Annotated in this window: 15 protein-coding genes; 4 read left to right on the top strand and 11 right to left on the bottom strand. The window is 59.9% G+C overall.

The window, feature by feature from the left end; genetic code table 11:
- Positions 1-37 precede the first annotated feature (37 nt).
- The 3 genes from MNR02_RS20050 to lsrF form a co-directional block, all read right to left on the bottom strand.
- Positions 38-1,144, bottom strand: coding sequence for a sugar ABC transporter substrate-binding protein (locus MNR02_RS20050; RefSeq protein WP_241949070.1), 1,107 nt, complete (start codon positions 1,142-1,144; stop codon positions 38-40).
- A 127-nt stretch (positions 1,145-1,271) separates the two neighbouring features.
- The gene (locus MNR02_RS20045) at positions 1,272-3,227 is read right to left on the bottom strand and encodes an SDR family oxidoreductase (protein ID WP_241949069.1); all 1,956 of its coding nucleotides are present in this window, start codon (positions 3,225-3,227) and stop codon (positions 1,272-1,274) included.
- Between the two features lie 66 nt (positions 3,228-3,293).
- Positions 3,294-4,175 carry a 3-hydroxy-5-phosphonooxypentane-2,4-dione thiolase gene (gene lsrF, locus MNR02_RS20040; protein ID WP_241949068.1) on the bottom strand — a complete coding sequence of 294 codons (882 nt, stop codon included), beginning with the start codon at positions 4,173-4,175 and terminating at the stop codon, positions 3,294-3,296.
- Positions 4,176-4,577: 402 nt separating this feature from the next.
- On the opposite strand from lsrF, the gene MNR02_RS20035 reads away from it, so the two are divergent.
- Together MNR02_RS20035 and MNR02_RS20030 are read left to right on the top strand one after the other, a co-directional pair.
- Complete coding sequence (locus MNR02_RS20035) at positions 4,578-5,375, top strand: DeoR/GlpR family DNA-binding transcription regulator (protein ID WP_241602739.1); 798 nt, start codon at positions 4,578-4,580, stop codon at positions 5,373-5,375.
- A gap of 453 nt (positions 5,376-5,828) precedes the next feature.
- Positions 5,829-7,772 carry a methyl-accepting chemotaxis protein gene (locus tag MNR02_RS20030; RefSeq protein WP_241949067.1) on the top strand — a complete coding sequence of 648 codons (1,944 nt, stop codon included), beginning with the start codon at positions 5,829-5,831 and terminating at the stop codon, positions 7,770-7,772.
- 306 nt (positions 7,773-8,078) lie between these two features.
- On the opposite strand, the gene MNR02_RS20025 is transcribed toward MNR02_RS20030, so the two are convergent.
- The 4 genes from MNR02_RS20025 to MNR02_RS20010 form a co-directional block, all read right to left on the bottom strand.
- On the bottom strand, positions 8,079-8,564 hold the full coding sequence (locus tag MNR02_RS20025; RefSeq protein ID WP_241949066.1) for a DoxX family protein: 486 nt from the start codon (positions 8,562-8,564) through the stop codon (positions 8,079-8,081).
- Positions 8,542-9,327, bottom strand: coding sequence for a DUF2063 domain-containing protein (locus MNR02_RS20020; RefSeq protein ID WP_241949065.1), 786 nt, complete (start codon positions 9,325-9,327; stop codon positions 8,542-8,544). Before MNR02_RS20020 ends, MNR02_RS20025 begins: the two co-directional genes overlap by 23 nt.
- A gap of 2 nt (positions 9,328-9,329) precedes the next feature.
- Entirely contained in the window at positions 9,330-10,184 is an 855-nt protein-coding gene (locus MNR02_RS20015; protein WP_241949064.1) for a DUF692 family multinuclear iron-containing protein, read from the bottom strand.
- Positions 10,185-10,254: 70 nt separating this feature from the next.
- Complete coding sequence (locus MNR02_RS20010) at positions 10,255-10,536, bottom strand: DUF2282 domain-containing protein (protein ID WP_241949063.1); 282 nt, start codon at positions 10,534-10,536, stop codon at positions 10,255-10,257.
- A 224-nt stretch (positions 10,537-10,760) separates the two neighbouring features.
- On the opposite strand from MNR02_RS20010, the gene MNR02_RS20005 reads away from it, so the two are divergent.
- Both MNR02_RS20005 and MNR02_RS20000 read left to right on the top strand, forming a co-directional pair.
- On the top strand, positions 10,761-11,315 hold the full coding sequence (locus tag MNR02_RS20005) for a sigma-70 family RNA polymerase sigma factor (RefSeq protein ID WP_241949565.1): 555 nt from the start codon (positions 10,761-10,763) through the stop codon (positions 11,313-11,315).
- A 1-nt stretch (position 11,316) separates the two neighbouring features.
- The gene (locus MNR02_RS20000; RefSeq protein ID WP_241949062.1) at positions 11,317-11,952 is read left to right on the top strand and encodes an NrsF family protein; all 636 of its coding nucleotides are present in this window, start codon (positions 11,317-11,319) and stop codon (positions 11,950-11,952) included.
- 6 nt (positions 11,953-11,958) lie between these two features.
- Here the strand turns inward: MNR02_RS20000 and MNR02_RS19995 are convergent, their stop codons facing one another.
- The 4 genes from MNR02_RS19995 to uxuA form a co-directional block, all read right to left on the bottom strand.
- A complete protein-coding gene (locus MNR02_RS19995; protein ID WP_371746776.1) occupies positions 11,959-13,404 on the bottom strand; it encodes an alanine/glycine:cation symporter family protein in 1,446 nt (481 codons plus the stop codon).
- A gap of 95 nt (positions 13,405-13,499) precedes the next feature.
- On the bottom strand, positions 13,500-14,432 hold the full coding sequence (locus MNR02_RS19990; protein WP_241949061.1) for a bile acid:sodium symporter family protein: 933 nt from the start codon (positions 14,430-14,432) through the stop codon (positions 13,500-13,502).
- Positions 14,433-14,648: 216 nt separating this feature from the next.
- Positions 14,649-16,112, bottom strand: a complete 1,464-nt coding sequence (locus tag MNR02_RS19985) for a mannitol dehydrogenase family protein (RefSeq protein ID WP_241949060.1) — start codon at positions 16,110-16,112, stop codon at positions 14,649-14,651.
- Positions 16,109-17,323, bottom strand: a complete 1,215-nt coding sequence (gene uxuA, locus MNR02_RS19980; protein ID WP_241949059.1) for a mannonate dehydratase — start codon at positions 17,321-17,323, stop codon at positions 16,109-16,111. Before uxuA ends, MNR02_RS19985 begins: the two co-directional genes overlap by 4 nt.
- Positions 17,324-17,375 lie beyond the last annotated feature (52 nt).

The following is a 17,375-nucleotide window of genomic DNA, read 5'->3' as shown; positions in this document are numbered from 1 at the left end:
GGCTGCGAGCGCCAGGGCGCTCGCAGCCTTGTGGCTGTTACTTGCCAAAGTTGGGCATGTTGCCCGTCTGCTCGACCGTCATTTCATTCGCCCAGTTGCGCTTGTCGTCATAAGTAGCGTCACCTGGCACACTATAGGCCTGCGTCTGATACCAAGAGCCCTCGATTGCTTCGGGCTTCAGCACCTTGACCGGCGCCCAGACGGGCTCCTCGCCGTTCAAGAGGACGTTGGCCTCGTCGGGCAGTTCCTTGCCTGTCATCAACGTGTAGAGCATGCGCATCGAGATGATGCCTTCGCCGGTTGCCGGCTGTACGGAGATATGGTCGATTTCACCACGCGCCATAGACTGGAATTCCGGTACGGTGCCATCAATCGTGGCGACCGGAATATGCTTGGGATCGTCGAGCGGGAAAAGCAAATCCTGCGCCTTGAAGGCTGGAACGGCACCACCGATACCCATCGTACCGTCGATGCTGGCAATACCGAGTATCTTGTCCGCACCTTCACGCGAGATCACGTCATCGACGATCTTGCGTGCCTTGCCGCCATCGCAGCCCGCTTCCTGCTCAACGATCTTGACGCCCGGATACTTGGCGGCGATCGGATCGAGCGCAGAGCGGTAACCTGTGTGGCGGGCAATGTCGAAGGAGGCGGTGATGATGCAGCGCAGCTCGATGAAGACTCCGCCCTTTTCCGGCCAATCCTTGCCGCGCAGCGTGTCCAGACGCTTGATCAAGGCCTCGCCGCCCAGGCGTCCCGCAGTCTCATTGTCGAAAGCAACGAAGGTCTGCTTGACGCCGGGAACCCAAGCGTTGGTCGTTACAACGGGGATATTGGCCTCCTGTAACTGCTTGACAATGCTGCGCATTGCCTCGCCGCGCCAGGACGTCAAGAGTACGCCGTCAACGCCGCTGTCGAACTGTGCCTGTAGGGCCTTGAGCTGCTGGCCCGCATCGTTCGCACCAAAGACGTTGAAAGTGATAGTGTCACCGTTTTCAGCCTGGATGCGCTTGGCCTCCTGCTGTTGGCCCAGCGCCACGCCGTTGAAATAGATATCGTTCGGTTCCCACCGGATGACGGCAACCTTGTAGTCTTTGGCCATGGCGGTGCCTGCCATCAGGCAGAGCGCCGATACCGCTGTCATTTTCAAAAAGCCTCGCATCATATCCTCCATAGTGCTGGTGCTTGCTTCACAACCGGATCATCCTGCTGTTGCTTCTCGATGGCTGGCTTCGCGCAGCCATCTTTTCTGGTGGTGTGCTCCTCTCGGCTCAGACGACCCGGTCATTGCCACCGTCCACCGGAATTTGCGCCCCCGTGGTTCGGGAGAACGTGGCGTCGGCGAGCGCTGCAACGGCACGGGCGACATCCTTCGACGTCACCTCCGTGCGCATCAGGTTTCGCGCCTTGTATTGCTCGACCGTCAGTCCATAGCGCCGGGCGGATGTCGCGAGCGCTTCCGGAGTCCAGAGGTCGGTGTCGAACACGCCGTCGGGGTGGATGGCATTCACCCGGATACCCTCTGGCGCGAGTTCAAGTGCGGCAACGCGCATCAACTGCGTTAGCCCCGCCTTGGAGACGGAATAGGCGGCAGCGCCTGCGCCGGGTGCCGGCACATTGCGGGAACCGATCAGAACCACGCTCGGATCGACGCCGTGGCGCAGGAAGGGGATTGCCTGCTTGAGGAGCTTTCGGTGCGACGTCAGGTTAACGGCCAGCGATGCATCCCAGGCGGCGTCCTCCAGCAACTCGATATTGGCCCCGGCACGGAAGATGCCGACATTGGACACCAGAATGTCGATGCCACCGTAATCGGCGACCACTTGATGCACGGCGGCGCGCACCTTAACCTCGTCTGTCAGTTCGACAAGGATGCTGTCATAGCCGGGACGGTTCATATGGTCCTTTACGGCGGGATTGATATCCAGCCCCACGACAACCGCGCCGCGGTCGCGCAAGGCCTCTGCCGTCGCGCGGCCGATGCCAGTTGCGCAACCGCCCACGACGGCGATCTTACCTGCCAGCGGCGGCAGCGCCCCCTGGGCGCGCAGCTTGGCCTGTTCCAGTTCCCAATATTCGAGTGCGCGTAGATCGCCTTCAGCCAATCCCTGCCAGCCGCCGAGACGGGAGGAATAACGCAACGCCTTCAGATTGGCCGCGGCGACATCCGCCGAGATGCGCGCGCGCGCCAGCGTCGGCCCGAAGCTGCGCACCGCGCCATCGGCGAGAAGCGCCCAATGGGGATGCGGCGGCAAGGGTGTCAGACCCGCATCGTCGGCGCGTGCGACATAGGCCCGGTATTCGGCCGCGAAGTCTTCCAGCGCGGTTTCCGGGTCGTCATCGACAATGGCGGGGAAGGGCTTGTTGTGGATGACATGTTCCGGCGTCAATGTGCCGTGACGGGAAAGCCGTGTGATATCGGCGATCTCCGCAACCGGTACGCCTGCCACCGGGCGCGAAACCAGTGCGCGACCGGCCAGTCTGCTTGCTGCACCGCGCAACCGGGCGATAAGGACCGGATCGGTTTCGATCCGCTGGGACGCTGGCAGAGAGGGTACACGGCCGGCAAGCCACGTTTCGGCCCGCGCGCAGATCTCCACCATGCGTTCATAGCTTTCGCGCGCCGTGTCACCCCAGGTGAAGACGCCGTGATGTTCGAGGATGATGGCCTCGGCCTGCGCGAAAGCCGGTGAAAGCAAAGCCTCGCGCATCTGTCGCGCCAGATCGAAACCCGGCTTTACATAGGGAAGGATCATCACCCGCGGGCCGTAAATCTCCCGAAGCAGTGCGGTGCCATTGAGGCTGTTTGAGACGGTTAGAACGCCATCAGCATGGGAATGGTCAACATAGGCGGCGGGAAACAGGGCATGTACGATGGCCTCTATGGAGGCGGCGGCGGCCTGTGGATCAAGGCGGGCGCGTTTGACTTCCGCCACCATGTCGCTGTCGGACAGGATTTCAAGCTCGGCTAGCGCCAGCACAGCGGGGAGGTCGAGCGCGGTGAACCCCTCGGCGCCCATCGTACCAAGATCGAAACCGCTGGCCTTGACCCATATAACCGGGCGCTCTGCTCCAAACCGATCTGTAACGGTGCCCTTGTAGGACGTGTTGCCGCCGCCGTGCAGCACCATCGCAGGGTCGCTCCCGATAAGCCGCGATGAGTAGACCCGAAGGTCTAGCCCCGTTCCAGCCTTTGCGGCCTCTGCCTCGTTCCAGAGATTGTCCATGCAATGATCCTCGATTTGGTTGCCGGGCCAATGTTGGCCCGGTTCTTCGCCAATGCGGTGATGGCGTCAGGCCTTGGCCTTCAGGTCCTGGAACAGCTCGTAGCCTTCTGCACCCGTGCGGCCTTCATGAACGACTGCAGCGAGGGCGGTCAGCATGGCGACCGGATCGGTCGACTGGAACACATTGCGGCCCATGTCGACACCGGCGGCGCCTTGGTCGATCGCGCGATAGGCCATTTCCAGCGCTTCGCGCTCCGGCAACTTCTTGCCGCCGGCAATTACGATCGGAACCGGGCAGCCGAGGGTGATGCGCTCGAAGCCTTCGTCGACATAGTATGACTTTACGAACTGCGCGCCGATTTCGGCGGCAATGCGTGTTGCCAAGCCGAAATAGCGGGCATCGCGCGCCATGGACTTGCCAACGCCGGTCACGGCCATTGTGGGAATGCCGTAACGCGTGCCGGCATCGATCAACTTGACGACATTGGCAATGGACTTGTGCTCGTATTCCGCGCCGATATAGACCTGTGCAGCCATGGCGGACGCGCCGAGACGGATGGCGTCCTCGATGTCGACGCTCACCAGCTCGTTGGACAGTTCTGTCAGGATGGAGTTGCCGGCCGAGCAACGAAGGACCACCGGCTTTCGCGCTTCCGGCGGTATAGACGTGCGCAGACCACCACGCGTGCACATCAGGACATCGGCATGCTCGGCAAGCGGTGCGATCGTCAGGTCGAGGCGCTCCAGGCCGGTGGTCGGTCCCTGGAAATAGCCGTGGTCGAAGGCCAGCATAACCGTGCGGCCGGTATCCGGGCGGAACACCTGCGATAGCCGCGCTTTCATACCCCAGTCCTGATGCGCGTTGCCTTTCAGGAAAAAGCGCGATGTGTCCGCCGGGCGGTCGCGGCCCCAGTCCTTGCCATCCTTGATATCGTCCAAATCTGCCATGTCGTCCTCTCAATCGCCGCCCTCAAGGCGGCCGTCCGTTGTCGTGCGCACCCTTCGGCCGGGCTTTCTCATCCACGGCTGGGCGGCGCCCGTTCGCCTTTCGGCAAAATGGTAATCGGTTTCGGGTGACCTCCCACCTCGCTGACATAATCTCTAGCAAGTCGCCCGGTAGATATCAATATTTTTGTTATTTATATCGTAATTTATGTTGCAATGCCGCATAGCAGTGAGTGCTTATAATTGGCGCGGATGCACGATGCGGCTTCTTCTGGTGGGAGAAATATCTGTTCTTGCTGTATTTTTCGCGTATTTCGTAGATTCGTGCTGCGCGCGCGAATTGTGTGGACAGCAGCGATGAATCAACTGATAAAAGGGGAAATGTTAAATTGAATGCGATTTGCGATGAGTGATTATAACAATTCCGATCAAGAGGTGGCCGCATCCAAGGCCGAGCGTCGGCGAACAACGATCATCCAGACCTTGATGAGCGGCTCGTCCACGCTGATCCGGGATCTGGCGGAGTCGTTGAATGTCAGCCTGATGACGATCCACCGGGACCTCGCCGTGCTCGAAAAAGAGGGGCTTGTTCGCCGGCTTCGTGGGTCGGTGTCGGCGGAAAAGTCGTTGCTGTTCGAAAGCAGCTACAACTATCGCGGCCGCAAGAACGTGGAGGACAAGAGGCGGCTCGCCCGCGCTGCGCTCGCGCATCTTGAGCCCGGCAATGCGGTGATCATTGATGACAGCACGACCACGTATCATCTAACCGAATTCCTGCCAGAGGTCACGCCGCTGACAGTCATTACCAATGCTGCGCCAATTCTGGAGCGGCTGCGTCATCTCCCAGAAATCGACCTAATCTCAACCGGTGGTCGCTATCATCCCGGCTATAACGGCTATTTCGGCGCCAATTGTGAAAAAGCGATCCTTTCCTATCATGTCGACGTCGCCATCCTGTCGACGACGACGATCCAGGGGCTGTCGATGTACACACCGGACGAAATCGTGGTGCGTGCCAAGCAGGCGATGATGAAGGTTGCGAGACGGCGTATCCTGCTGGCAGATGCCACGAAGTTCACGTTCAGCGCTCTCAACTACGTGGCTGAAATCACGGATTTCGATCTGGTCATTCTTACCGGAGACATCCCACCCGCCAAACTCGACCTGATCCGCGCCTCCAAGTTGAATGTCGAGATCGTATAGCAGTAGGCGGGGGTACCCGATCCAAGTTCCCCATTCTTTGGTCATTTGAAAGATAAAGAACTTCTCCGTCGCGAGTCCTGTGTCTATTCCTTTGTTTCGCCAGCTGTGCGCCTACCGCTTCTCCACGCGGTCATCTTCAAGAAAGTCGAAAATCATAGGATGACGGACACTTGGCCTCTTGGTAGCTCTCTGCATTCACATCGGGTTGGGTCGCTCCACGGAAGCTTGGCCTGAACACAGGTGTGCCCGTATCAGTAAAATTTTAATCTTTTCCTTGATAGCGTCGCCCGCATGCTTTTGGCTCGGTCGTTGTGCGCTGACGACCCGACAGATGCTTGGGAGGAGACCGCAACATTCAATGACTGAATGTCGACCGTGAACTGTTTGAATTCCATTTTCCGATCGCTGCCGACACGGGGATAGCACGGTAAACTCTTGAGTTGAGAGGTTTCCTTGTCCCTTCTTGAAAAAATCAAAATCCGTTCGAAAATTCTCCTACTGATCCTTCCGGTCAGCGCTATTGGACTGGTTGGACTGGGTGTCGTGGCCAACAGCTACAAGAACGCCGACACGACGTATTCCGACTTCATTGCAAAGGACAATGCTGCTGCCACGCTCCTTGCGCGCGCCAGTACGTCCTTGGTGGGCGTAACGTACAACGCCTATCAGCTGCTCGAGTATGATGCACATTCCGCCTATGTGCCTGATATCCGCACCGAGTATGATGCCAGCAAGATTGCCCTTGTCAGGTTTCTCGACGCGGCGGCGGCCCTGACGCCACAAAATCAGGCTGAACTGGCGGTGTTCCGTCAGAAGGCAGTCGATGTTCTGAAGACACTCGATCAGGCTGTCGCCAGCGCCAGTAAGGGAGATCAAGCAGCGGCCAAGTCTCTGCTGGCACAGAGCGATCCTGCTGTGGCAAAATGGCGTGCCGATCTGCGGAAGTGGAACGATGCCAATCTGGATGCCATTGTCGCAAAGAGCAATTTTCTCACGGCGCAAACCAATTCGACGATCATCAATTCCCTCGCGGTCTTGATTCTTTTGTTCGTTGCATTTGTTGGGTTGTCGCTGTTTGTTGCAGCACGGGGGGTAACCAAGCCTATCGACCGACTGCGTCTTCGTATGCAAAGTCTCATCGAGGGAAATATCGCGGACGACATCCCGGGCAAACAGCGCGCCGACGAAGTCGGTGAAATGGCGAGGGCCGTCGAAGTGTTTTTGCAAAACGCTCGCGACCGTATTCGCCTGGAAGAAGAAGCCACCGCCAATCGCAGTTTGTCGGAAAAGGAACGTTCCGAGCGAGAAGACCAGGCTGCGAAAGATGCCGCTGATATCGAATTCGCTTCTAACCACGTTGCCAAAGGTCTTGCCGCGCTTGCCGATGGGAATGTTTCCTATCGCATCCATGACGTATTCGTTTCCCAAGTCGATTATGTCCGGCAGGACTTCAACCGTTCTGCCGAAAAACTGGAGAGCGCGTTGAAAAACGTCGCGGATAACGCCCGTGGCATTGATGCGGGAACGAACGAAATCCGATCTGCGGCTGAGGATCTTTCCAAGCGCACCGAGCAGCAGGCAGCAGCCGTCGAACAGACCGCCGCCGCACTCGAAGAGATCACGACAGCCATGAGAGATTCGACGAAGCGGGCTCAGGAGGCGGGCCAGCTCGTCGGCCGCGCCAGGGCCGGAGCTGAGCAGTCGGGCGAGGTGGTTCGCAAGGCGGTCACCGCGATGGAGCGTATAGAGAAATCGTCTGACGAAATCGGTAACATCATTGGTGTGATCGATGAGATTGCTTTCCAAACAAACCTTCTCGCTCTGAATGCTGGAGTCGAGGCGGCGCGGGCAGGTGAAGCCGGCAAGGGCTTCGCGGTGGTTGCGCAGGAAGTCCGAGAGCTTGCGCAACGTTCGGCCCACGCGGCCAAGGAAATCAAAGCGTTGATCACCGCGTCCAACAGTCAGGTGCAGGAGGGCGTGCAACTGGTCGGAGAAACGGGTCGTGCGCTTGAGACCATTGTGTCCGAAGTGCAGGAGATCAACCGGCATGTGTCTGCGATCGTGGATTCGGCGCAGGAACAGGCGTCCGGTCTCCAGCAGATCAATACGGCCGTGAATCAGATGGACCAGGACACGCAGAAGAATGCGGCCATGGTGGAAGAGACGACCGCAGCCACCCATGGCCTCGCCAGAGAGGTGGGCTCCCTGAGCGAGCTGTTGGGGCAATTCAAGCTCTCACAGGCGGGCGCTGCGATCAATCGGCCGGTACCTGTGCAGCAGGCCGGCACGGGAAGACAGCGCGCTCCTGTCGCCTCGCCAGCTCGCAAGCTCAGCCGTAGGCTGTCATCCGCTTTTGGTGGCAATGCCGCCGAAAAGGATGACTGGGAAGAGTTCTGAACTGTAGAATGAAGCACTGGGAATGGCCCGCTCGCGGTCTTTCCCAGAACCTAGTGTGATGGATGCGCCCGGCTGCGGAATAACTGACTGCCGGGCGCTCATCCCTTGTGGCGACCAGTCGCCAGTTCCTAAATTTGCGAACTACGCGCGAAGATACTGCCAGGCCTTTAGGCGGTCTGCCGCGCCGATAGGCTAGGTCGTGCCATGAGCGTTGTGGAATTCCGGCTCGAACCCTTCGTCCAAAACCGGAGGGGTACTCTGTCTGCCTAAGTGCGGTGGACATTCCAGCCTGTCGCAGTCATGGTCTTAAAGCCCGCGCCGCAAAAACCAGATGCGAAACAGGACAGCATCGAGCGAAAGCGAGCCTGGCCCTCGGGCGATGATAAACAGGAGACAGGCGGCCCAGGTTCCATGGGTTGGCCAGGCGGCAGGATAGACAAAAATCTCGATCACCAGCGTCATTCCTAAGAGCGCCAGTGCCGATAGTCGGCTGGCGAGGCCGACAACCAGCAGGATTGGAAAAAGGTGTTCCGCGAAAGCGGCGAGGTGGGCGGCGAGCCATGGGTCGACCAGCGGTAGCTTGTATTCGTTCTCGAAGAGATAGAGGGCGCTGTCGGAGAGCCGCCATCCTTCGACTTTCGTCTGCCCGGATTGCCAAAAGACGGCGGCTATCGAGAGCCGGGCGATGAGCGATATCACATTGTTCGGGATGGCGTTCAGGGCATTCAGGCCTTGCTCAAAGATCCGGTGCGGCAAGAACCGGCCGTGGTCAGACATGGTTTCGGTCTTCATTGGTTTTGTCCTGATGGATGGCGGAGAAGGCTCCCGAGCGGAGCAACGTCGCCAGGTTGTCTGAAAGATCGAAATCGGCGTGTTTACGGATGGTGCTTTCCACGGCGATGGCGAGCGTCGCGCCCGCGACAAGCTGGTGAAAAAACGCTGCACCGCCCGGCGATAACGAGGTTATTTCGACTGTCATTTGCGGGCGGGCGATCAGGGCGTGTTCGCCATGCCAGACATCGATTTTTGCCAGCGGTCGCGCGCCGGCATTCATCGCCCATATCGTTATCACCGGATGGAGTGAGGAGAGCACAGACAAAGTGGGATTCGGTTCAAACACCAGCCCGCCGAGTCGGGCAGGGTCGATTGCGGCGAACGCCGTTGGGTCGAGCGGCGGGGCATCGGCCGCGTGATACGCCCGCCCACGGGCGATTTCGAGCCGCATCACGTCGGGCAGGTAGGCGACCTCCCGGGCCGGCGCGAAGTTGGCGACGAAGTCGGGCATATCGTCACCGTAAGCCAGCAGGACAGGCGACGACGGTGGATGGGCCGCGATAAAGGTCTGTGCCATCGCCTGGAAGAACGCTTGCCCGACGATGTTTTCAGCAGCTGGAAAACGCGACGCAAGTGCCGCGGTTAGGCTTGCCATGACATTGTTGCGGTAGACACCATAGCGTCTTTCCGGCGTTTTGTTGTTCCATGCCGTCAGTCCCCCGGGTGCGGGCCCGGTGGCGAGAAGACCTGCGGCGAACGCGCTTTGGAGGGTCGCGGACATCGTCAGGCAGCCACGCTGCGGTGGGCCGCATCAAGCAGGTGCTGCGCCGAGGCTGCCTCGGCGCGCAGCACTGGCCAAGCGGGTACGTCATTGTCCCATTCGATCAGGCTCGCGACCGGGCCGATGCGACCGAGGACCTCCTGATAGAGCGCCCAGACCGGATCCTTTACCGGCGTATCATGGCTGTCGATCAGAAGCGGTGCCCCAAGCTCGTCCGCCGTTTCGGAATGACCGCTCAGATGGATTTCCCGCACCGCCGCCAGCGGAAAGCGGTCGATATAGTCGCCGGGATCGAGATTATGGTTCGTTGCGGCAACGAACACATTGTTGACGTCGAGTAGCAGACCGCAGCCGGTGCGTCGTGCCACCTCCGCAAGGAAAGCCGTCTCCTCGATCGTACTGTCTGCGAAAAGCAAATAGGTGGCGGGGTTTTCGAGCAGCATCTGACGGCCCAGTGTCATCTGAACCTGATCAACGTGCTCGACAACGCGGGCGAGGGTCTCCTCCGTATAAGGCAACGGCAAGAGGTCATTCAGAAAAACGCTGTCGTGACTGGACCACGCGAGATGTTCGGAGAAGCTCTCCGGCTGGTAGCGGTCGCAGAGCGTCTTCAGCCGGGCGAGATGGTGACGGTCGAGTTGTTGCATGGAGCCGATGGAGAGACCGACACCGTGCACCGAGAGGCCATAATCCTCCCGCAGTCGGCCAAGCTGGGCGTGCGGCGGGCCGCCAGCGCCCATGTAGTTTTCCGCATGGACCTCGAAGAAGCCGACCGGCTGCGGCTCGGTCAGGATGTCAGCAAAATGCTCAGGCTTGAAGCCGACGCCAACGCGGCGTGGAAGGGCGGAGGAAAGCATGGGACACCTTTTCTGAAACGGAAGTGACGGCGCCGGATGGCGCCGCCCGTCGGGTAGCAGCCGGTGCGTGTCAGGTCGGTGCCATGCCCGGCTCGAGCATGCCGTGGCCATTCGGCGTCGTCATCGAAACGCAGGTGCCCTTTGGCACGAGCTTGAAGACGTTCTGCTGGTAATCGATCTTTGATGTCCCGGCACATGTGGTGCCAGCACCCGCGGCGCAGTCGTTCTGACCCTTCATCGCGATGCCGTAGCACTTCTCCTTGCTGTCATCGGCGTTTGCGGGTGCTGCGACGGCAGCAATTGCGGTAGCGAGCGAACCGGCAAGGGCGAGAGTGGCGAGTGAGGTTTTCATTCTCTGTCTCCGTTTTTCGGGGCAGCCACGATTGGCTGTGCATAGACGGCTACGGAGAGCGATTGCGCTTCGTTACAGAGCTGAAGTGTATTTTTCCGGACACCTCTTGCGGATGGGCACGCGGCATAGGAAAAAGACCCTGCGCTTCAGGCTGTTGGGCGCATCACAGTTTTCTTGTCGCGGGAGGTAACAAACTCGTGTTGCCTCGCGTAGGGTATGAAACGGTGAAACAATCGACGCGTGAAGAGCAATGGGCAGCCTGGCTGCGCCTCGCCATCAAGGGCGATGCGCAGGCCTACAACCGTTTCCTTGTTGACGTGACGCCGCAATTGCGCCGCATGGCGCGTCGGCGTTGCGATCAGTTCGGTGCGCCGGCAAGCGAAGCCGAGGATGTGGTGCAGGAAGTGCTGCTCGCCATCCACCTGAAGCGCGGCACCTGGGATCCGTCCCGACCGCTCGGACCGTGGCTGGCGACCATCGTGCGCAACAAGCTGGTCGATAGCCTGAGGCGTCGCGGCCGGCATGTGAATGTGCCGATCGAGGACGTTGCCGATTTCCTGAAGGCGGCCGATGAAACGCATGAAGCCGCCGACCGAATCGACACCGAAACAATATTGGCGCGATTGAAAGATCCGCAACGCGATATCGTCCGTTCGATCTCGATTGAGGGGCAAGGCATCCGCGAAACGGCGGCACGGCTGAAAATGACGGAGGTCGCGGTGCGCGTCGCCCTCCACCGGGCGCTGAAATCGTTGGCGGCCCTGTATCGGAGCGAATGAAATGAAAACGGACGATCTGATCACCCTGATGACGCACGACGCCCCCGTAAGTATGCGCTACAGTCGAGTTCTAGCGCTCGCGCTCGGCGCCAGCGTCGTTTTCTCTGCCGCGCTGCTCGTCGGCACCGTCGGGCTGCGGCATAATATGGCGAGCGTCTTTGAGACTTGGCGCGTACTGTTCAAGATCGTCATCACACTCGTGCTCGCGGTTCTCGCCGCCCGTCTTGCTGTACGTATCGGCCGGCCAGGCGCGGAAATCCGCCTGACTGCTCTGTCGCTCGGCGTGCCGCTCATCATGGTCGTCGCCGCTGTTGTCGTAGAGCTTTCTGTTTTGCCGGAGGATGCCTGGCGGGCGAGCCTCGTCGGGCAAAACGCGCTGTTTTGCTTGTTTTTCGTCCCGGTCCTTTCGCTTGCGCCGTTCGCCGGCTTGTTCTGGGCCTTGAAGAAAGGCGCGCCAGAGAACCCGGCGGCCGCGGGCGCCGCGGCCGGGCTAGCTGCGGGTGCCATCGCCGCCGCTATCTATGCCTGGCACTGCCCGGATGACAGTCCGCTGTTCCTGGCTACCTGGTATGTGATAGCCATTGCCAGCGTGAGCGCCGTGGGCGCATTGCTTGGCCGGCGCTGGTTGCGCTGGTAGCGGATATCACTCCCGCGCCCAGATGGCATGCTCGATCTTGCCTTTGAGTTCCGGATAGGCCTCCGGATCAAAACGCGGTTCCCGTGTCTTCTTCTGCTCGAAATAATCTTTCGTGAGTTTGGCGACCGTTCCTGAAAGCAGCAGGATTGCAATTAGGTTGACAGAGGCCATGAGGCCCATTGCAGCGTCGGCCAGATTGAAAACGACGGCGACCGTCGTATAGGCGCCCCATATCACCATCAACAATACGGCAACGCGCAGTGTGCCGACCGCGCCCTTGTTGTCGAGCTTCAAAAACACCATGGCGTTTTCCGAATACGCGTAGTTGCCGATAATCGAGGTAAAGGCGAAGAAAAAGATAGCAATGGCGATGAAGTAGCGCCCAGCTTCTCCGATATGTGAGACCATCGCTTCCTGTGTCAGCGGCGTGCCGGTGAGCTCGGATCCGGGTGTCATAACACCCGACAGCAGAATCATGATGCCGGTTGCCGTGCAAATCAGGATCGTGTCGATGAAGACGCCCAGCGCCTGCACGAGACCCTGGCTGGACGGATGATGTGGAGACGGCGTCGCGACGGCTGCAATATTCGGCGCGGAGCCCATGCCGGCCTCATTGGAGAAGAGGCCGCGCTTCACGCCGTTGAGCATAGCCCCCGCTACACCGCCTGCTGCCTGCTCGATGCCGAAGGCACTTTTGACAATCAGCGCGATGACACCCGGAACCTCGGTGATGTTGGCGATAACGACATAGAAGGCCATACCGAGATACGCAACGGCCATGAACGGGACAACATACTCAGCCACCTGTGCGATTTGACGGATGCCTCCGAAGATCACCACACCCGTCAGCACTGCCAGGGCGACGCCGACCCAGATCTTTTCGAGCCCGAAGGCGCCCTGCATGGCGTCCGCGATCGAGTTTGCCTGTACGGCATTGAAGACGAGACCAAACGCGATGATCAGGCAGACCGAGAATATCATGCCGGCCCACGGCGCGTTCAAGCCGCGAGCGATGTAGAATGCCGGGCCGCCGCGATACTGCCCGTTATGGTCCGTGACCTTGTAGAGCTGAGCCAACGCACTTTCTGAGTAGGCCGTTGCCATGCCGACTGCAGCGACGACCCACATCCAGAATAGCGCACCAGGGCCGCCGAGGAAGAGGGCAACGGCGACACCGGCGAGATTGCCGGTGCCCACACGTGAGGCGAGGCTCGTGCATAACGCCTGAAATGGTGTGATCCCGCTCGTATCGCTGGCTGGTGCGCGCATGACCGAGCGGAACAACTCCGGGAAGTGCCGGAACTGGATGAAGCCCAGCCGCAGCGTGAAGTAGATGCCGACGGCAATCAGTCCGTAAATGAGGACATAGCCCCAAAAGATCGTATTCAGAAAATCGACGATTGCATTCAAAACGGTCACGGCGGCACTCTTTCGATAAGAACGCTGGATCATCATGACAACCCCCGCGCGATTTGGCACGGTGGTTGTCATTGCAGTCAGATCGTTGCACGATAGTTGTGAGCCCGCAACGCTTGAATGCGTCGCCGTTAGGCTTCTTCCTCGCGCCCAGCGAACCAATTGGCCAGCAGCGCGCCGGAAATGTTGTGCCAGACGCTGAAAATGGCGCTGGGAACGGCTGAAAGGGGCGAGAAGTAAGCGGTCGCGAGCGCAGCGCCCAGTCCAGAGTTTTGCATGCCGACCTCAATGGCGATCGCTTTGCGTTTTGCAAGCGAGAGCCCCGTGGCTTTCGCTGCAAAGAAACCGAGCAGGTAGCCGAGACCGTTGTGAAGCACCACGACTGCGAAGATCATCAGGCCCGACTGGACGATGGAAGCCTTCGATGCACCGACGACGGCCGAGACGATGAGAACGATGCCGACGACGCTGACAAGGGGAAGTGCAGGAACCGCCGCCCTAACGGTGCCGGGCAGCAGTTTCTGGAGGAGCGCGCCGAGGGCGAGTGGAACGAGCACGACCTTGACGATGCTGAGGAACATAGACCAGCCATCGACAGGCAGATACTGACTGGCAAACAGCCAGACGAGGAAAGGTGTTACGAGCGGTGCAGCCAGCGTTGTGACGGATGTGCAGGCGACCGACAGCGCGACGTCACCTTTCGACAGATAGGTCATCACATTGGACGAGGTCCCGCCTGGGCAGCAGCCGACAAGAATTACGCCCGCCGCGACCTCTGGTGGCATGGGGATGATGCGCGTCAGCAGGACAGCGAGAAGAGGCATGATGAGGAACTGGCCGAGGACCCCGATTGCGACGTCGAATGGCCGCCTCACCACTTCGCGGAAATCGTCGATCGACAGGGTTAGGCCCATGCCGAACATGATGATTGCCAGCAGCGTGACGATCCACGGGCCAAACTGCTTAAAGGTATCGGGGAAGAAGAAGCCGAGGACTGCGAAGAGGATGACCCAGGCAGCAAACGTCTTGCCAACGAAGGTCGAAATGGATGTCAGTGCTTTCACGTCTTTGCTCCAACAGGAAAAATATGGTGCCGATCTATACGCGATGAGCCCTCTGTCAAGCCGTGAAACGTTTGCCAATCCTGGCGGCCTCTGACCTGCCACTCGGCAGCAGCATGGGCAGAATTACCCGTCTCAACCGTCGTTCTGTGCAGCTCAACTAGATCCCGAGACAGTCGGCTCACGCGATCGGCCGTGTGGGTGAAGGTGATCGAAAGATCAATCTGACGCTTCCAGATCGATAGCATCAAGCATTCCTTGGGTGAGCATGCGCTCCAGCGCGCGCTCGACGGCGGCAGTCCATATGGCATGCTCTGCAAGTGCCGGCGGAATCAATCCTGGCAGGGCGGAAAGCGCTGCCACGATCGCCGGAGCCTCCAGTGGAGTATCGCTGAGTGCGGCGGCGATCTCTGCTTCGCGCGGATCGCGGATCGGATAGACTTCTCCCGCATCATTTCGGCCAAGGGTGTAGCGCATCCACGCGGCCGTCGCGAAAGCGAAAGCCTGGATCGGCAAGTTCCGTTCGAGCGCCAGAAGAGCCGGCTGGAAAATACGCTGCGGCAATTTCTGGCTGCCATCCATCGCGATCTGGCGCGTCTCATGTGCGATGGCAGGGTTACGGAAGCGAATTTCGAGGGATCTGGCGTAATCTGCAAGATCTATCGAAGGTAGTCTTGGAAGGACGGCGGCGGCGGCCGCCAGATGCCTTTTCACCAGCCGTGCCAGCGCCCGGTCCTCCATTACATCGCGCACATACTGCCGTCCGGACAGGAACCCAGCATAGGCCAGCATCGAGTGGCTGCCATTGAGCATGGTGAGTTTCATCTGCTCATAGGGCGCTACGTCCGTGACAAAAAGAGCGCCACCTGCTTCCCACGCCGGGCGGCCAGTTGGAAACAGATCCTCAATCACCCACTGCACAAAGGGTTCGGTTTCTACCGCAGCGAGGTCGATGCAGCCCGTCTGACGTTCCGCTTCCGACAGCGTTTTCGGTGTCGCTGCAGGTGTGATGCGGTCGACCATGCAGGACGGAAAGGCGACTTCTGCCTCGATCCAGTCGGCGAGCCCAGGATCGGTCATCCGTGCAAAACCGACAACCCCGCTACGAACCAGGCGGCCGTTTTCCGGCAGGTTATCGCAGGAAAGCACGGTGAATGGTTTGTGCCCGGACAACCGCCGCTGGGCAAGGGCGCGCACGAGTAGTCCCAAGACGCCTGCGGGCGTGTCCGGTGAGGCGAGATCGGCGCCAACAGCAGGATGGGTGAGATCCGGCCCGCCGCTTAAGCGGTCGATGCCATATCCTTTTTCAGTCACCGTCAGGGTGACAATGCGGACCTCAGGCGCGCAAAGCGCGGCAAGCGTGGCGGTCGAATCCGCGGCGATCACATCACGGATCGACCCGATAACGCGCGCGCTGGTACCTTGCGACCCACGCTCTATCAAGGTGTAGAATCCGTGTTGCGCGTTGAGCGCCTCGGCAACCTCGACCGAACGAAGGCTGACGCCGGTGATCCGCCAATCGCCACCTGACGCTGCCAGCGCGTCATCGGTCACGACGGCCTGGTGGGCGCGATGAAAGGCGCCAATGCCGAGATGGACAATGCCCCGCCCATGCGCATCGGGGTCGTAGCCCGGCACCTTTGCGGGGCCGGTGACGGAATCAGGGGACGTAAGCCGTTTCACCGTAATCCCTCCGCGGGATGATCGAGGGCAGTCATGATACCGCGTAGTTCCGCAAGCCCCTTCAACCGGCCGATCGACGGATAACCCGGTTGCGCCTTGCGTCCGAGATCGTCGAGGATGTCTTGCCCGTGATCGGGGCGGAATGGGATGGAGATGTCCGAACGTCCCGCTGCCTTGCGGCGGCGTTCCTCGCGCAGGACGGCAGCCATCAGCGCGACCATATCGGTATTCCCGCCAAGATGCTCGGCCTCGTGGAAGCTGCCTTTCAGATCGGCGCTCTCGCGTAGGACATTTCGAAGATGCAGGAAATGCACCCGGCTTCCCAGCCGATCCATCATGCCAGGCAGATCATTGTCGGGACGAACGCCAAGAGAGCCCGAGCAAAGCGTGATTCCATTGGCCGGACTGTCGACCGCCCGCATGATCGTGGCGTAGTCGTCTTCCGTCGACATCACCCGTGGCAGGCCAAGGAGCGGGAACGGTGGGTCGTCCGGGTGGCAGCAAAGGCGCAGTCCAAGCTCTTCCGCCAATGGACAGACCTCGGAGAGGAAATCAATGAGGTGACGACGCAATTGCTCGGCCGGCAAGCCATCATACTCCGCGATGTGGCGGCGCACGTCATCAAGGCTGAAACTTTCCGCCGAACCCGGTAAGCCAAAGACAACATTGCGGGCAAGTTCGCCGCGCCGTTCATCCGTCATATCGATGAACCGGCGCCTGGCTTCCTCTACCACTTCGCTGGGAAAGTCATCAGCGGCGCCATCGCGCGCCAGGATATGAATATCGAAGGCGGCGAAATCGATGATATCGAAGCGCATGCAGGTACCGCCTGTGGGCAGGCGCCAGGCAAGATCGGTTCGTGTCCAATCCAGAACGGGCATGAAATTGTAACAGATGACCTCGATCCCTGCATCGCGAAGATGGTGAAGCGAGATCTTCCAGTTCTCGATATGCGCGCGCCAGTCGCCCTTCTGCTTCTTGATATCCTCTGAAACCGGAAGGCTTTCGACAACCTCCCAGGCCAAGCCAGAAGGACTGCCATCGCGCATTCGCGCGATGACGCTCTGGCGTTCGGCAATCGCGGCAGGCGACCAGACATTTCCGGTCGGCACATGGTGCAGCGCAGAAACGACCCCCTCAACGCCAGCCTGCCGCATATCGTCGACTGAACACAAATCTTTTGGACCGAACCAACGCCAGGTTTGCCGCATCGCGCGCTTTCTCCTCTCTCCAAACGTTTCCTCCATCTAGCACACGGCATTT

Source organism: Shinella sp. H4-D48 (assembly GCF_022637395.1).
GTDB classification, from domain to species: Bacteria; Pseudomonadota; Alphaproteobacteria; order Rhizobiales; family Rhizobiaceae; genus Shinella; species Shinella sedimenti.
This window is presented reverse-complemented; position numbering and strand designations above follow the sequence as displayed.

What these genes read in the sequence shown, in the direction of transcription:
- MNR02_RS20045 (WP_241949069.1), bottom strand. Translation starts at nt 3,227, where the DNA reads ATGGACAATCTCTGGAACGAGGCAGAGGCCGCAAAGGCTGGAACGGGG.
- MNR02_RS20050 (WP_241949070.1), bottom strand. Translation starts at nt 1,144, where the DNA reads ATGACAGCGGTATCGGCGCTCTGCCTGATGGCAGGCACCGCCATGGCC.
- lsrF (WP_241949068.1), bottom strand. Translation starts at nt 4,175, where the DNA reads ATGGCAGATTTGGACGATATCAAGGATGGCAAGGACTGGGGCCGCGAC.
- MNR02_RS20015 (WP_241949064.1), bottom strand. Translation starts at nt 10,184, where the DNA reads ATGCTTTCCTCCGCCCTTCCACGCCGCGTTGGCGTCGGCTTCAAGCCT.
- uxuA (WP_241949059.1), bottom strand. Translation starts at nt 17,323, where the DNA reads ATGCGGCAAACCTGGCGTTGGTTCGGTCCAAAAGATTTGTGTTCAGTC.
- MNR02_RS20020 (WP_241949065.1), bottom strand. Translation starts at nt 9,327, where the DNA reads ATGTCCGCGACCCTCCAAAGCGCGTTCGCCGCAGGTCTTCTCGCCACC.
- MNR02_RS20000 (WP_241949062.1), top strand. Translation starts at nt 11,317, where the DNA reads ATGAAAACGGACGATCTGATCACCCTGATGACGCACGACGCCCCCGTA.
- MNR02_RS19995 (WP_371746776.1), bottom strand. Translation starts at nt 13,404, where the DNA reads ATGATCCAGCGTTCTTATCGAAAGAGTGCCGCCGTGACCGTTTTGAAT.
- MNR02_RS20010 (WP_241949063.1), bottom strand. Translation starts at nt 10,536, where the DNA reads ATGAAAACCTCACTCGCCACTCTCGCCCTTGCCGGTTCGCTCGCTACC.
- MNR02_RS20025 (WP_241949066.1), bottom strand. Translation starts at nt 8,564, where the DNA reads ATGAAGACCGAAACCATGTCTGACCACGGCCGGTTCTTGCCGCACCGG.
- MNR02_RS20035 (WP_241602739.1), top strand. Translation starts at nt 4,578, where the DNA reads ATGAGTGATTATAACAATTCCGATCAAGAGGTGGCCGCATCCAAGGCC.